The 14,661-nt window shown below is 40.9% G+C and carries 14 protein-coding genes; 11 read left to right on the top strand and 3 right to left on the bottom strand.

Translation table 11 applies throughout. The features are described from left to right. Window positions 1-58: 58 nt before the first annotated feature. Both H2672_RS12140 and H2672_RS12135 read left to right on the top strand, forming a co-directional pair. Window positions 59-613 carry a hypothetical protein gene (locus tag H2672_RS12140; RefSeq protein WP_222439381.1) on the top strand — a complete coding sequence of 185 codons (555 nt, stop codon included), beginning with the start codon at window positions 59-61 and terminating at the stop codon, window positions 611-613. 475 nt (window positions 614-1,088) lie between these two features. Continuing rightward, window positions 1,089-1,610 (top strand): 5' nucleotidase, NT5C type, encoded by a 522-nt coding sequence (locus H2672_RS12135; RefSeq protein WP_186671687.1) that lies wholly within the window; start codon window positions 1,089-1,091, stop codon window positions 1,608-1,610. Between the two features lie 165 nt (window positions 1,611-1,775). Here H2672_RS12135 and H2672_RS12130 read toward each other — a convergent pair whose 3' ends face one another. Then, window positions 1,776-3,752, bottom strand: coding sequence for a methyl-accepting chemotaxis protein (locus H2672_RS12130; protein WP_186671685.1), 1,977 nt, complete (start codon window positions 3,750-3,752; stop codon window positions 1,776-1,778). A gap of 541 nt (window positions 3,753-4,293) precedes the next feature. Beyond that, window positions 4,294-4,911 (bottom strand): YIP1 family protein, encoded by a 618-nt coding sequence (locus H2672_RS12125; protein WP_186671683.1) that lies wholly within the window; start codon window positions 4,909-4,911, stop codon window positions 4,294-4,296. Between the two features lie 296 nt (window positions 4,912-5,207). On the opposite strand from H2672_RS12125, the gene H2672_RS19670 reads away from it, so the two are divergent. Both H2672_RS19670 and H2672_RS12115 read left to right on the top strand, forming a co-directional pair. Further along, window positions 5,208-5,972, top strand: a complete 765-nt coding sequence (locus tag H2672_RS19670; protein ID WP_255485772.1) for a hypothetical protein — start codon at window positions 5,208-5,210, stop codon at window positions 5,970-5,972. Beyond that, window positions 5,969-6,286 (top strand): spore coat protein, encoded by a 318-nt coding sequence (locus tag H2672_RS12115; protein ID WP_186671681.1) that lies wholly within the window; start codon window positions 5,969-5,971, stop codon window positions 6,284-6,286. Before H2672_RS19670 ends, H2672_RS12115 begins: the two co-directional genes overlap by 4 nt. 190 nt (window positions 6,287-6,476) lie before the next feature. Here H2672_RS12115 and H2672_RS12110 read toward each other — a convergent pair whose 3' ends face one another. Next, window positions 6,477-6,743, bottom strand: coding sequence for a DUF5658 family protein (locus tag H2672_RS12110; RefSeq protein ID WP_186671679.1), 267 nt, complete (start codon window positions 6,741-6,743; stop codon window positions 6,477-6,479). A gap of 300 nt (window positions 6,744-7,043) precedes the next feature. On the opposite strand from H2672_RS12110, the gene corA reads away from it, so the two are divergent. From corA to H2672_RS12075, 7 genes are all read left to right on the top strand, one after another. Then, window positions 7,044-8,006 carry a magnesium/cobalt transporter CorA gene (gene corA, locus H2672_RS12105; RefSeq protein WP_186671677.1) on the top strand — a complete coding sequence of 321 codons (963 nt, stop codon included), beginning with the start codon at window positions 7,044-7,046 and terminating at the stop codon, window positions 8,004-8,006. A gap of 308 nt (window positions 8,007-8,314) precedes the next feature. Beyond that, the gene (locus H2672_RS12100; RefSeq protein ID WP_186671675.1) at window positions 8,315-9,541 is read left to right on the top strand and encodes an acyl-CoA dehydrogenase; all 1,227 of its coding nucleotides are present in this window, start codon (window positions 8,315-8,317) and stop codon (window positions 9,539-9,541) included. Window positions 9,542-9,543: 2 nt separating this feature from the next. Then, window positions 9,544-10,317: an SDR family oxidoreductase gene (locus H2672_RS12095; protein ID WP_186671673.1), complete on the top strand. Its 774-nt coding sequence runs from the start codon at window positions 9,544-9,546 to the stop codon at window positions 10,315-10,317. After that, window positions 10,314-10,883: a TetR/AcrR family transcriptional regulator gene (locus tag H2672_RS12090; protein ID WP_186671671.1), complete on the top strand. Its 570-nt coding sequence runs from the start codon at window positions 10,314-10,316 to the stop codon at window positions 10,881-10,883. Before H2672_RS12095 ends, H2672_RS12090 begins: the two co-directional genes overlap by 4 nt. Before the next feature lie 3 nt (window positions 10,884-10,886). Continuing rightward, complete coding sequence (locus tag H2672_RS12085) at window positions 10,887-11,750, top strand: 3-hydroxyacyl-CoA dehydrogenase family protein (protein WP_186671669.1); 864 nt, start codon at window positions 10,887-10,889, stop codon at window positions 11,748-11,750. 50 nt (window positions 11,751-11,800) lie between these two features. Then, window positions 11,801-12,865: a phosphotransferase family protein gene (locus H2672_RS12080; RefSeq protein WP_370569641.1), complete on the top strand. Its 1,065-nt coding sequence runs from the start codon at window positions 11,801-11,803 to the stop codon at window positions 12,863-12,865. 21 nt (window positions 12,866-12,886) lie between these two features. Continuing rightward, window positions 12,887-14,659 (top strand): acyl-CoA dehydrogenase family protein, encoded by a 1,773-nt coding sequence (locus H2672_RS12075; protein WP_255485769.1) that lies wholly within the window; start codon window positions 12,887-12,889, stop codon window positions 14,657-14,659. Window positions 14,660-14,661: the final 2 nt, after the last annotated feature.

The following is a 14,661-nucleotide window of genomic DNA, read 5'->3' as shown; positions in this document are numbered from 1 at the left end:
TTCTAAGTTGTCTTAGTAAAAGCCACCTAAATCAGTAATTAACTTTATATTGGGGGAGATGAAAAAAGTGGACAGTGTAACCCAATCCTACTTCGAAAATTTGGAAGCAGAGGACAAAAATCTTCAATTTGAAGCATTTAATGCGATTAATGCAGCTATAAAAGAAGAAGTTGACTGGGCTTATGAAGTTTGGGACCAACTAAAAGAATGGCTAACAGATAAAGATAATCATCGAAGATCCAGGGGTGCTCAGTTCCTAGTAGGTCTAGCGAAAAGTGATCCTGAAAAACGCATAGTAGGCGATTTTTCAGCGGTATGGGAAGTGACCAAGGATCCGAAATTTGTTACAGCCCGACATAGCCTGCAATCGATATGGCAGGTCGGATTAGCTGGAAAAGAACAAAAAGAGATTGTGCTTAATCATATAGAAGATCGCTTTCGAAACGGTGCGCATGAAAAAAATTATACCTTGATTCGATTTGATATGATTCAAGGCTTGAAAAAACTATATGATGAATTAAAAGAGGAAGAGATTAAACAACTTGCGTTGGATTTAATTGGGGCGGAAGAAGATATCAAATACCGTAAGAAGTATATGACTGTATGGAAATGAAAAGTTGAGGGTGAAAATTTAGAGCACCTTGTCCTGATTCGATTTCGAATTGTCTTAGTATCAGGTATCTATTTTCAACTATCAGGCCAATCCTCGTTGAGGGAACTATCTATTACAAAGCCGTTTGACGCACCAACGTCAAGCGGTATTTTATATATATCCTATTGTTAACGCAAGTTTACCAAATCAAAAGGCGGCTAGCAAGATACGTGGGTTCCTTCATGTCCAGTGCTATATAAATTGAATTCGGTGCCAGCTGCTGCCACAATTTGAAGGGCGAAAATGGTGTCCCGGGTATGTAATTAGCATCTAGCTAACTCCTAATACATTGACGAAAACCCAAATACTAACCAAAACTGTTATAATATTTATCATTGAATGGTGTAATATGAAGAAACAGTGAATAGGACTGAATTCCGAAACATGCCACTAAAATGTTCGGTAGTTCACGACGAATAACAAAGGAGAAATTTCTGTGATAAGAATCGCAATCGATATGGATGAAGTCATATCGCATTTTAGTGCTAAATGTCTGGAGTTATTCAATGAAGAATTCCAAGAGAATTACACCCCTCAACATTTGCAGGGGAAAAAACTTGCGGATTTAGATGATAGGTTTGAAATGAAGGTCGATCAATATTTAGACAACGAATCATTTTTCTTGGAATTAGAAGTGATAAAAGACAGCCAAGAAGTCATAAAAGAATTAAGTGCCCAGTATGAAATTTATATTGTAACCGCTGCAATGGAGTTTCCAGCTTCTTTAGCGCCAAAATATCAATGGCTAAAAAAACATTTCAGCTTTTTGAATGAAAAGAATTTCGTGTTCTGTGGTGATAAAAGTATTATTCATGCAGATTATCTAATAGATGACACGCCAAGCAATCTGGAAGCGTTTCAAGGGATAGGAATTCTTTTTACCGCACCACATAATACAAATGCAACTGGCTATACCCGTTTAAACAATTGGATAGAAGTCGCGGACTATTTTCTTTAGTGGATTCTCTAGACGCCGGTAATATTAAGACATCCCAAAGTGCACAGAAATTAAGTGCAATTCGGGATGTCTTTTTGTTTTATAGAATTCTAGAATAAAAGCCCAACTTTCTCTATTCATACAAGAGAAAGTTAAGCTTCTAATCATGATGAAATCTAAGATCAATTAATACTTAAACTTAGAAATCAATTCTTTTAATTCTTCTGCCATGAAGGATAGTGACTCAGCCGATGAAGAAATTTCTTCCATCGAAGCTAGTTGCTCTTCTGAAGACGCTGCTACTTCTTGGGAAGCTGCCGCGTTACCTTGCGCACTGTTCGCAATTTCATTTGTTGTGACAGTGACTCCTTGAACAGATGCAGATACTCGTTGGGCGGTGGCCGAAACTTCTTCCATTTGAGGCGTGATTTCTTGCATACTGTGAATGATTTGATTGAATTTCTCAATGGCTTCATTCGATACATCTACGCCTTGTTGTACATTTTCCGTAATACGTTCCATGATTTCAACAGAGTTCTTTGTATCCACTTGAATGCCTTCCACGATTTCACGAATTTCAGTTGCAGAGTTCTGAGATTGTTCCGCAAGCTTCCGTACTTCATCAGCTACGACAGCAAATCCTTTGCCATGCTCACCAGCCCTCGCTGCTTCGATTGCAGCATTCAAAGCAAGTAGATTTGTTTGGCCGGCAATACCCGTAATGACATCCAAAATCGAGCGTACTTCTTTAGATCGTTCATGCAAAGACTTGGTAATTGTATTTGATTCAATAACAGATTTTTGGATAGAGGTCATTTGGTTCACTGTATCCGTGACTGCTTGACCGCCTATTTCAGCCTCAGTCGTCGCGCGATAAGAAAGTTCAGAAGCCATCGTAGAGCTTTCTGCAATTTGCGTAACATCTATAGAAATAGTAGCTAACGATTGAGCGGCCGAATCTACCCCGTCTGTTTGCATCTCTGCACTATAGGCAACTTCTTGTATTGAAGTTGCGACTTGTTCTGTGGCGTCGCTTGTTTGTTCAGCACTTGCCGATAATTCTTCAGCGGAGGAGGCTACTAATTCAGCACTCTTTTCAACGTTTTTAATTAATGTTCTGAGACTTTCCTGCATGTCGTTAAATGCTTGTCCTAAATGTCCGATTTCATCGTTAGTTTGTACATCGATATATTGTGTTAAGTCCCCTTGGCTTATTGTAATCGCTTTTTCTTTTAGGTCTTTGATTGGATTAATGATGGAGTTAATAATAAAGTAAACAGCTACCGCCCCTATAATAATCGCGAGTAAGATGATCAAGGCAGTTCTTTGTAGAATGGGTAAGGCTGCAGCATTAATCTCAGAGGTGGCTACAGATCCTGCAAGCTTCCAACCGGTTAATTCATTGGTTACAAAAGCCGTTAATCTTTCTTCACCATCAAACTTAGCGTCAAACTGTCCGGTTTCTTGTGCAAAAAGTTTATCGGCTAAGTCAATATTTACTTCATTTCCGGCTGCTTCGGTAGGGTGTGCGATATACCTTTTACTTTTGTCTACTAAAACGGCATATCCTGATTTACCTATTTTCACTTGATTGATTATTTTTTGTAAATGGTTTAGGTTGATATCAACTGCTGCAACACCAGAACCATCTTTTATTGCCTGGGAAAGGGTAACAACCATTTCATTTGTACTAGCTGATATATAAGGTTCTGAAATAATGACTTCACCTTTATTGTCCATCGCCTCTATATACCAAGGTCTTTTTCTAGGATCATAATCCGCAGGAATCCCTACATCAGGTTCTTGTATAAACAAACCTTTGTCTGTACCTATATAAATGATTTCGGCTTCCGGATGCAGCTCTCCGTACTGAGTGAATTTTTCACGTAGTTCTGGACTGCTATCTCCCTGATATAGCCTTGAAGTTATATTTGTAGAAAAAGTATTTATATCATGTGTTTTTATTTGCATAGTATTGTCAATCGTTGTGTTTAATAAGTTGATATTTTCAGTAAAACCTGCCGATATCTCAGATTCAACTGCATCTTTGGCCGTCATATAAGCGAGTGCTCCAATAATTATTGCAGGAATAATTAACACGATTGCAAAAGACGTAATTAATTTCGTTTTAATGTTTCCCAGGCCCATTAAGATTTTTTTCATCCAGCTAACCTCTTTCTTTATTCATGTGTTTTAAGTCTTAGAAAATCGGGAAAATAGTGCATGGTTACTTAGGCAGCTACGTGAAAATATGTAGAACTAAGGAATCAGATTTACCCATTAACTATTAGTTTACTACTAAACTAAAGAATTGAACATGTCATAATATTCTATATGAAGGGACCGATTATTGAAGAAAAGTAAAATAGGAAGGTAGAGGAATTAAGGTGAACCAAAACGAGGGGAGTGTTTATGGCTGAATATAGGTTGGAAAACCAATAGTACCAGAGTTTCATTCGATTAAAAGGCGATTTCTGAAGTAGGAATTTATGCAATTCATCTAGAAGAATATGGGGTTATTTATTTGTTTAGAAAAGTAATAAAATTTTTATCGTAAACGGATTTACTAGAATAATAGCGTTATGTGGTGAAAAACATAGAACTTTGTCGTTTAATCTGAAGTTTTTAAATGGTAGACAACCTTCGAAGTAAATACGTAAAAAGCCATTCGTAACAGAATGGCTTTATCATTCTTAAATGATAACTAAATGCTAGCAAGAAGAATTGAAAATATGGACCCAAGGATAATGATTGAAATAACGACTATAAAGCACATAAATAACATCATTGTGCCAAAACCGCGCCATGCAGAGAAGTTGTGAACAATTCCAATTGCTTTACTTTCTACAGTAAGGCAGAAGATAGAAATAGCTAACATAATCCAGGTTTGAAAGAAGTAGAAGCCCACGGACATATTGGTACCTAGCGGGCCAGTTGGTGTAGCGAAAAGCTGCTGTCCGTAGAGGGAAATTGCGATGAATCCTATAGGCGCTGTCCAAATCATAGGGATTGTACTGGCCCCAGTCGCGAGTCCCATTTTTCGCATTGTTCCTGTCCCGCCTAATAATTTACCAATCCACGTATACGCAACTATAATTATGCCCCAGCTAGCCAGCCCTGAAAATAAGCTAGAAAAAAGAACGACAACGAGTGTTGTAAATAATGACAAACCGTTAAATAAGCCTAAGTCTGCAAATGCCATAATGCTATTGATAAGCGCGGAAATGGAAATTAACATAAATGGATACATCATCGATTTATGATTGATAATATATCGAATTGTGTTGCTCGGCTGTGTCCAAATCGAAAATAGCGGATTCATTCTTTAATTGCTCCTTTTCGTCATAATACGAACCATGTGGAATTGTATTATTCGATTTTTTTATACATTTGTTAGGATCAATAACGGTCAGAATCCAATGGCAATTCCTCTACTTATACTATATGAGACGTAAACCGAAGCGTGTTCCTGTTTAGCAACAATCTATTTAAATGGTACCAGGACATGATTCGATTCTGAATTGATTCATTCATAGCCTGGTATTTTCACTTCAGACGGTATAATATCTGAATCAAGATTCATACTAAAGGTAAATTGTTTGAAGGGAGCTAAGAAGTGTGGAGTCTGCGCAATCACAACAACAGCTTCAACAACTAAAGAAACTGCAAATACAACTTCAACAACTCGAACTGCAGATACAGATTCAACAGCAAGAACAAGAAGAACAACAGCAACAAAAATCGCAGCAGATGCAACAGGCAGAACAACCGCCGCAGCAGCAACAACCGGAACAACCGCCGCAGGAGCAACAGGCAGAACAACCGCCGCAGCAGCAACAGGCAGAACAACCGCCGCAGGAGCAACAGGCAGAACAACCGCCGCAGCAGCAACAGGCAGAACAACCGCCGCAGGAGCAACAGGCAGAACAACCGCCGCAGCAGCAACAGGCAGAACAACCGCCGCAGCAGCAACAGGCAGAACAACCGCCACAGCAGCAACAGGCAGAACAACCGCCGCAGCAGCAACAGGCAGAACAACCGCCGCAGGAGCAACAGGCAGAACAACCGCCGCAGCAGCAACAACCGGAACAACAACAACAACAACAACCGCCCCTATCACAAGAATCAAAGCAACCCGAACCACAGGAACAACAGAAGATACTTTATTTTGAGCGCCCAAGGATGGTGTCTACATCAGACATTGGCTATTTGCAAAATATGCTGAATTCGAATTTGCTAGCGGTGAAACAGTATCGACAAGCCACTCAAAACTGCCAACTGCCCGATTTGAAGCGTCAATTCGATGAAGCAGGGAAAATGCACTTGACGCACTATGATAATTTGCTAACTATCCTGAATGAAAACGGGGGTAATGTGCAATGACTTCTTCTAAAAAAATTCAAAATCCTAAAACTCAGCTTTCTAAAAAGTCCGCGGTTAATGATTCTGATCTGTTAAGTACAGCATTAGCCACAGAAAAAAATATGTGCAACTCCTACGCAATTGCTATGCCTGAAGCGAGTAATGCAAAGTACTACTCGTTACTATTTGATATGATGAAAGAAACATCGCAGCAACATCGGAAATTGTATGATCTGCAATTTCAACATGGCTGGTGCTCGATTACACCTGCTGAACCTAGTGAAGTTACAGCCCTTCATCAGGAGTACACCGAGTACAAACAACAACTAAAATAACAAAAGAACTAAAGCTCAAGAGCCTGTTCAGCCCCGACAAGACACAAGCGGCTCGAGGGGCTAGGCGCTGCAGTCTAGACGTAAAATCTCTACGTTCAACTCATCCACAGTACGAGATTTTATAATTTCGTAGACGACAAATAGACACCACTTAGTCGATTGAGTGGTGTCTGTTTTTTGGTTCTTAGTCCTAAAAGACTAATGAAAGCCAATAAATATGCTGAACTAGAACGACACTGTACAGCAGAAGTGCGGATCCAATCAATAGTTTTAAATACCTTTTCGGTTCAATCATTGTCAGTAAATAGAGTAAAACACAGGGCAAACTAATTTTAAGGGCGTAAAACCCTAGAATGCTTGTGTCGTAGATGAACGCCATTAATGGATTTGCTTCAGTGATATACTGTTTTTGAATGCCAAAATCAGTGAAGAATGAATCAACAACGGCCAATAACAAAAGAAGAATCCCGGCGATAATTAGTGTTTTACGAGTGGGAAATATAATTCTAAGTTCTTGAATAGTAACGCCTCCCATGTTGACAATAGGTAAAGTTCTACATAGAGTTTGGGATAACTTGTGGGTATTCATACTAGGATAATAAGATTGCAATCAATGCGGTTAATGATTTTCTTTTGTATACTATATAAATCGAACCAAGGCATCCCCTAGCGCCGTAGCGAATTCAATGGAATTCTTTATGCCATTATATTTACTACTATTTAATAAGGTTTGTTGAGTTAGAAAGAAGGTGTTTGTTTGATCCGAACGATGGGGCTTACAGAAGAGAATAAATTATTGTTTGATTTTCCGCTAGAAGACATACATACTCGTCAATTCAAATGGTACTGGGTGGATTTTGAAAATCCAGAAGAAGTAGAGGCTTCTTTGTTGCATTCGTTTTTTGAATTTCATCCACTTACTATTGAAGATTGTTTGAACCGTCTTCAACGACCGAAATTGGATTATTATGATGACTATGCGTTCTTTGTATTGCATGCCATAAATCATGAAACGATAAAAGCTGAAGAGATAAATCTGTATCTCGGAAAAAACTATGTCATCACTTTTCATTACACGGCGGTTCAGGGGCTAGAAAATGCGAGGGAAAAGATTATTCAGAATCCAGGGAGATGGAAGAAGGGGCATGTTTTCGTTGCGCATCAGATCATTGATAAAGTTGTCGATGATTATTTCCCGGTGCTTTATAAAATAGAAGATCATCTGGATGATATTGAAGACATGCTTTCGCCGTCAACGGTTCATTTATCCATGGACTCTGTATTTGAAGTCCGCAGCAATTTATTGCGATTAAGGCGAACAATCTTGCCGATGCATGAACTTCTACATAGGGTAATAAACTCAGAACGGATAAATTTATCCGCGAATGAACAAGCATATTTTAGTGATATCTATGATAATTTGCTGCGACTTGGAGATATTCTTGAATCGAATCGGGAGCTAACAACCGATATTAGGGACAGCCAATTATCGATTAACTCGAATCAGATGAACCGTATTATGATGATACTGACGATTGTATCGTCCGTTTTTATTCCCCTGACATTTATAGCGGGTGTGTACGGGATGAATTTTGAGTTCATGCCGGAACTTACTTGGCGATATGGATACATCATCGTATTAATTGTTATGCTTGTAATAGGGACATCTATGTTGGCGTTGTTTAAATATAAAGGTTGGTTGGGTATGTTTAAATCGTGAATGGTAGTCGTTTGTATGGATAGATTTATCGAAAGGCGTCAGCGTCTACATAGCTGGCGCCTTTTTATATTTTGTTTCCCTAACACTATTGTTGAAAAATGAATACCTAAATACACTTATCGAAGGCGCCATAAATGGGGCGGGAGGCATACCCGAGCGCCGAAGCGAATATGATGGAATCCCTTATTTAGCCATATACTTGATTATTGAACTAGTAAGTATTAAAATATTGATTAGTTACTATATTCTGAACATACCAACCGGTTAGTACACATATTGTTCATAGAATGAAAGGATGGAGAATAATCATGAATTTTTCATATTCGGAAAAGACGATTGAATTACAACAGAAGTTGACAGCGTTTATGGACGAATTTGTTTATCCGAATGAAAAGATTTTTGACGAACAGTTAAATGCGCAAGAAAATCGCTGGGCACAAAATCCGCCAATTATGGAAGAGTTGAAAGCGAAGGCACGCGAGAAAGGCCTATGGAACTTGTTTCTCCCGGACAGTGAACTGGGTGCAGGCCTTACCAATATAGAATATGCACCACTATGCGAAATTATGGGCCGTTCCTTAATTGGTCCAGAAGTATTTAACTGCAACGCACCTGACACGGGAAACATGGAAGTACTTGTGCGGTATGGAACGCAAGCGCAGAAAAAACAATGGCTCGAACCGCTTTTAGATGGCGAAATCCGTTCATGTTTTGCGATGACTGAACCGGATGTCGCTTCAAGCGACGCAACAAACATTGAGTCAAGCATTATCAGTGACGGGGACGCGTATATAGTAAATGGGCGTAAATGGTGGACGTCCGGCGCAGGCGATCCACGTTGTAAAGTGGCTATTTTTATGGGCAAGAACGATCCTAATGCTGCGCAATACGAGCAACAGTCGATGATTTTAGTGCCACTTGATACACCCGGAGTCAAGATTGAGAGAATGCTTTCTGTATTTGGCTATGATCATGCGCCGCACGGACATGCGGAAATCACATTTGACAATGTTCGTGTACCGGCGGAAAACATGTTGTGGGGCGAAGGAAAAGGATTCGCAATCGCACAAGGGCGCCTAGGACCTGGGCGAATTCATCACTGCATGCGGTTAATTGGTGCTGCTGAACGTGCGCTTGAAGAAATGTGTATTCGTGTCCAACAACGTACTGCATTCGGGAAATCAATTGCCGAGCAAGGCGTCATTCGGGAATGGATTGCAGAATCACGCATCGACATCGAGCAGGCACGTCTTTTGACGTTAAAAGCAGCTTATATGATGGACACGGTTGGCAATAAAGAAGCGAGAGCGGAAATCGCGATGATTAAAGTGACAGCGCCGAATATGGCACTGCGTGTAATCGACCGCGCTATTCAGGCATTCGGCGGAGCGGGTGTAAGCGGAGACTATACATTGGCGGCACAGTGGGCGAATTCTAGAACGCTGCGTCTCGCTGATGGACCAGATGAAGTACATCGCAATCAAATCGCACGTCTGGAACTAAAAAAATATGCCGCTCACGGAAAGGGGAATTAATAATGACCGTACTTGACCTTTTTAAGTTAACAGGAAAAACAGCAATCGTCACAGGTGGAGGTAGAGGGCTTGGAGCGCAAATTGCAAGAGGATTTGCGGAAGCAGGTGCAAACGTTGTGCTGTGTTCGCGCAATGTTGAAGCTTGTAGTGAAATGAGTAAAGAACTGGAAGCACTAGGTGTTCGGTCGATTGGTCTCACATGTGATGTGACGAAACAGCAAGATGTAAAACGGGTAGTTGAAGAGACGATGGAGATTTTTGGCACGATCGACATACTCGTCAATAATAGCGGGGCAACATGGGGTGCGCCTGTTGTTGACATGCCGTATGAAGCTTGGAGAAAAGTAATGGACGTAAACGTCAATGGCACATTTTTGATGAGTCAAGAAGTTGGAAAGGTCATGATTGAGCAAGGAAGCGGGAAAATCATCAACATCGCATCCGTTGCTGGACTTGGAGGGACGCATCCGAGCTTTATGGATACCATTGGCTACAACACTAGTAAAGGAGCAGTCATTACATTTACGAAAGATCTCGCGGCTAAATGGGGGCAGCACAACATTAACGTCAATGCGATTGCACCGGGATTTTTCCCAACCAAAATGTCGAAAGCCACAATTGAACAGGGGCATGATTACATCCTTAATTCCACACCACTAAACCGCTTAGGGTCTGAAGAAGATTTAAAGGGCGTCGCACTATTCTTGGCTTCGAAAGCATCTGACTACGTGACAGGGGATATCCTGCTTGTCGATGGTGGAATGAGTACGTTATGAAAGAGGCTATCACAAGACAAAGCATTCAACTTTTTGAGCGTAAAGGCTTTAGTGCCACATCTGTTCAGGACATCGTTGAGTCACTTGGCGTGACGAAAGGGACCTTTTATTATTATTTCACGAGTAAAGAAACGCTTCTTATGGATATCCATCTTCGCTATATCGATGATTTATTAAGCAGACAACAGAAGGTTTTAGACAGCAATGACAGTTGCCGAAATCAACTTACCGAAATTGTGGGGATGCTCATTAACGATATCCAGACACAAGGTTCAAATGTACGTGTCTACTTTAGGGAAATGCGTCATTTATCAGAGGAAAACAGTAGTGTCATAAAAAACAAACGCAGAATGTTCCATCTCACTATTGAGAAAATCATTAAGGAGGGTATCGAAAAGAAGGAGTTTCGTGAAAGTCTTGAACCTAAAATGACTACCTTTGCGATTCTGGGAGTTACAAACTGGAGTTATGAATGGTTCGATCCAACAGGGAATGTATCGTCAAAAGAGCTTGCGATTATGTATATGGATTTCATCTTACGCGGAATTGATTTGAAGGGGGAATGAATGATGAGTGCACATGAAATTAAGCATATTCTAGTTGTTGGAGCGGGACAAATGGGGCATCAAATTGCTATGCTGTGCGCGCTTGGAGGATATAGAACTTCATTGCAGGATGTAAATGTTGAAGCACTGAAGGATGCAGAAACTGGCTTGAAAAAGCGTATGGATAAATGGGTTGCAAGCGGGAAGTTAACTGCGGCTAACAAGGAAATTGCTTTTCAGAATCTCACGTTTACGGATAATCTAAACGAAGCCGCGAAAGATGCAGATTTTGTAATTGAAGCGATTGTAGAAAAACTAGTTAGTAAAATGAAATTGTTTAGGGAGCTGGACCGTCTTACACCAAAACATACAATTTTAGCATCTAACAGTTCAACCATTGTCAACTCGTTGCTTGCAGAAGTAACAGAACGTCCTGACAAGGTTTGTAACGCACATTTCTTCTTCCCCCCCCTCGTTATGGAGTGTGTGGAAATTGTCATGAGTGAAGAAACGTCTGAAGAAACGGCACAGACTGCATTGGCTGTTTGCGATCAAATCGGTAAGATGGGTATCATCTTGCGGAAGGAGATTTCTGGCTTTGTCGCAAACCGTATATTAGGCGCTATTCATAAAGAAGCAATTGCACTTTTTGAAAATGGAATTGCTGATTTTAAAGAGATAGATCTAATCGTGAAGAAATCGCTCGGGCATCCATTGGGACCGTTTGAACTTATTGATCTATCCGGCGCCGATGTTGTGAATTTTGTCATGCAGCAGCAATTCGCGGAAACGGGAAATCAGGAAGACAAGCCTCCTGCATGTATTGTGCAGAAAGTAGAAGCAGGTCATTTAGGTCGGAAAACGGGACAAGGGTTCTATTCCTATTAATCGCGGCTGATAAGGGTGAATTAACATCAAGAGAATAGGGAGTGATTAGGGTGATAACAACAACTAACGATACGATACCTGTCCGAAAGGGAGAAGGATTGGACGCAGAAGTTCTCTTGCGATTTCTACGGGAGAATTGTGCCGATTTACAAGAAGGTGAACTTGGAATTCGGCAGTTTGGAACGGGCCATTCTAATTTAACCTATGAACTTGAAATTGGGACTTGGCAAGCTGTACTTCGACGTCCTCCACTTGGTCCAGTTGCTGCCAAAGCGCATGATGTGGAACGAGAATTTAATGTACTAGCTGCACTTCATCCTGTTTATCCAACGGCACCCAAACCACTTGTCTATTGTGATGATCCATCAATTATAGGTAGCCCGTTTTTCATTATGGAGAGACGGCACGGAATTGTTCTAGATACAGGCTTTCCGAGTGGTACGAATTCTCCTGAAGAATTAGGAAGAATAGTATCTGAAATTATGATTGATAAACTTGTGGAGTTACATGCTATTGATTATAAAGAAACGACTTTTGTTGAGATGGTCAAGCCGGACGGGTTCTTGGAAAGACAAGTCCATGGTTGGATTGGGCGCTATGAAAAGGCGAAGACATCAACTATTAAGGAAATTGCAGCACTAACCACTTGGCTGCAAAACAATATTCCTGAATCAGCTGAACCAACGATTATTCACTATGACTATAAATTAAACAATGCAATGTTTTCACCTGATTATTGTGAGATGACAGGATTGTTTGACTGGGAAATGACAACCGTTGGAGATCCACTTGCGGATGTAGGGGCGGCGCTAAGTTATTGGATGCAGGCAGATGATCCGGATCAGCTACTGCATGGACTTGGTAAACCGCCGATTACGATTCAAAAAGGATTTTTCACACGGGAAGAATTTATTTCGCGTTACGCGGAGAAAAGTGGACGGGACATGACGAACATCAATTATTATAGTACCTTTGCGTACTTTAAACTCGCAGTCATTTGTCAGCAAATTTATTACCGCTATAAAAATGGACAAACGACAGATGCACGCTTCGCCCATATGGATAAATTTGTAGAGATACTTGTCAAGCAAGCGATGATTGGAACGACAAAATGATTGTGAAAGGGGATAAAGCGATTGACTACTGAACAACTAACCTATCGTGGAACTTCATTTTTACACAGCACGTCGCAGCCAGAAGCTATTTTCACCCCGGAAGATTTTACAGCTGAACACCAGATGATTGCTGATACAGCGAAGAAGTTCATTGAAAAAGAAGTGCGGCCGCACAATGAACAAATTGAAGGAGGGGACTTTACACTTGTCAGGTCACTCCTTGGAAAAGCAGGAGAATTGGGTTTGCTAGCCCATAGTATCCCCGAGAAATACGGTGGGCTTGGCCTCGATAAAATAACGAAAGGGCTTGTCGGAGAAATTATCGGTGCTGCAGGTGGCTATAGCGTTGCACATTCCAATCACACATGTATCGCAACGTTACCGATTACGTATTTCGGATCGCAGTGGCAAAAAGATAGGTATTTGCCAAAGCTTGCATCTGGTGAGTTTATCGGCGCTTATTGCCTTACTGAGCCTTCTGCTGGATCGGATGCCCTAGCTGCATCTACTACAGCGCTATTAAATAAAGAAGGAACGCATTATTTATTGAACGGAACGAAGATGTTCATTACAAATGCCTCATTTTCCGATACATTCATTGTCTATGCAAAAGTCGATGGTACCAAGTTCACGGCATTCATCGTTGAAAAAGACTTTCCAGGCTTATCGCTCGGACCAGAAGAACAGAAGATGGGCATCAAAGGGTCGTCCACGACAGCCGTATTTTTCGACAACTGTGAAGTGCCTGTCCGGAACTTATTAGGTGAAATCGGAAAAGGACATCATATCGCATTGAACGTACTAAATCTAGGCCGCTTCAATCTTGGTTCTGCCTGTACAGGAGCCGCCAAATACAGCTTCAAATTAGCTATTGATTATACGAATGAACGTCAACAATTTGGCAAGACGATTGCATCATTTACAGCTACCGAAGAAAAAGTTGCTGATATGGCCATCCGTATTTATGCAACAGAGTCTCTTCAATACCGAACTGCTTCCTATCTTGAAGATGCACTTGGTGAATTGGACGAGTCAAGTGACACGAAGCTTATTGCGAGCAGAATGAGGGAGTATGCGGTTGAAACTGCTATCTGCAAAGTATTTGGTTCTGAAACCTTGGATTACGTTGCAGATGAATCACTGCAACTTCATGGCGGTTATGGCTTCATAAAAGAGTACAAGGTAGAGCAAATGTATCGTGATTCGCGCATTAACCGCATTTTCGAAGGCACGAACGAAATCAACAGATTGCTCATTCCAATGGCTCTATTGCAACAGGCGGGGAAAGGAATAGTCCCACTTCCGAAACTAGTTGGTCAAGCTGTTGCACAACTGAAGCAATCAACTGCGCTAACGGGTGACATTCTGGCTCGTGAAAAAGAAGCAATCCGTGCAATACGCAATGTGTTTTTGCTGTCCATGGGCTTTGCTTATGAAGCTTTTGCAGCCCGTATTGTTGATGAGCAAGAAACGTTACTGAGACTGGCCGACATAGCAATTGCCCTATATGCAGCTGAATCTGCTGTACTGCGAACCGAGAAATCAATTGCAAAAATGGGTGAAGAAAAATCTGCCCTTAAAGTGCAGCTGACAGAAGCATTGATTGACGATACGCTTTTCAAAGTTGAAATAATTGCCCGTAAATTGATTGCAGGCGTAACAACAGAAGAGAAGCGCAAGACAGCAGTTGCTGATGTGATAAATCGATTGAGTGAACTGGCGCGTGAAGGAACAATCCAAACGAAGAGGGCTATTGCGAAAACCATTAATGAATCACGGCAGTATATATCTTAAAG

The sequence above is a fragment of the Sporosarcina sp. BP05 genome (assembly GCF_014282005.1).
GTDB lineage: Bacteria > Bacillota > Bacilli > Bacillales_A > Planococcaceae > Sporosarcina.
The sequence above is the reverse complement of the archived record's forward strand: the minus strand, read 5'-3'. Positions and strand labels throughout refer to the sequence as shown.

What these genes read in the sequence shown, in the direction of transcription:
- H2672_RS12140 (WP_222439381.1), top strand. Translation starts at nt 59, where the DNA reads ATGAAAAAAGTGGACAGTGTAACCCAATCCTACTTCGAAAATTTGGAA.
- H2672_RS12130 (WP_186671685.1), bottom strand. Translation starts at nt 3,752, where the DNA reads ATGAAAAAAATCTTAATGGGCCTGGGAAACATTAAAACGAAATTAATT.
- H2672_RS12125 (WP_186671683.1), bottom strand. Translation starts at nt 4,911, where the DNA reads ATGAATCCGCTATTTTCGATTTGGACACAGCCGAGCAACACAATTCGA.
- H2672_RS12115 (WP_186671681.1), top strand. Translation starts at nt 5,969, where the DNA reads ATGACTTCTTCTAAAAAAATTCAAAATCCTAAAACTCAGCTTTCTAAA.
- H2672_RS12100 (WP_186671675.1), top strand. Translation starts at nt 8,315, where the DNA reads ATGAATTTTTCATATTCGGAAAAGACGATTGAATTACAACAGAAGTTG.
- H2672_RS12095 (WP_186671673.1), top strand. Translation starts at nt 9,544, where the DNA reads ATGACCGTACTTGACCTTTTTAAGTTAACAGGAAAAACAGCAATCGTC.
- H2672_RS12090 (WP_186671671.1), top strand. Translation starts at nt 10,314, where the DNA reads ATGAAAGAGGCTATCACAAGACAAAGCATTCAACTTTTTGAGCGTAAA.
- H2672_RS12085 (WP_186671669.1), top strand. Translation starts at nt 10,887, where the DNA reads ATGAGTGCACATGAAATTAAGCATATTCTAGTTGTTGGAGCGGGACAA.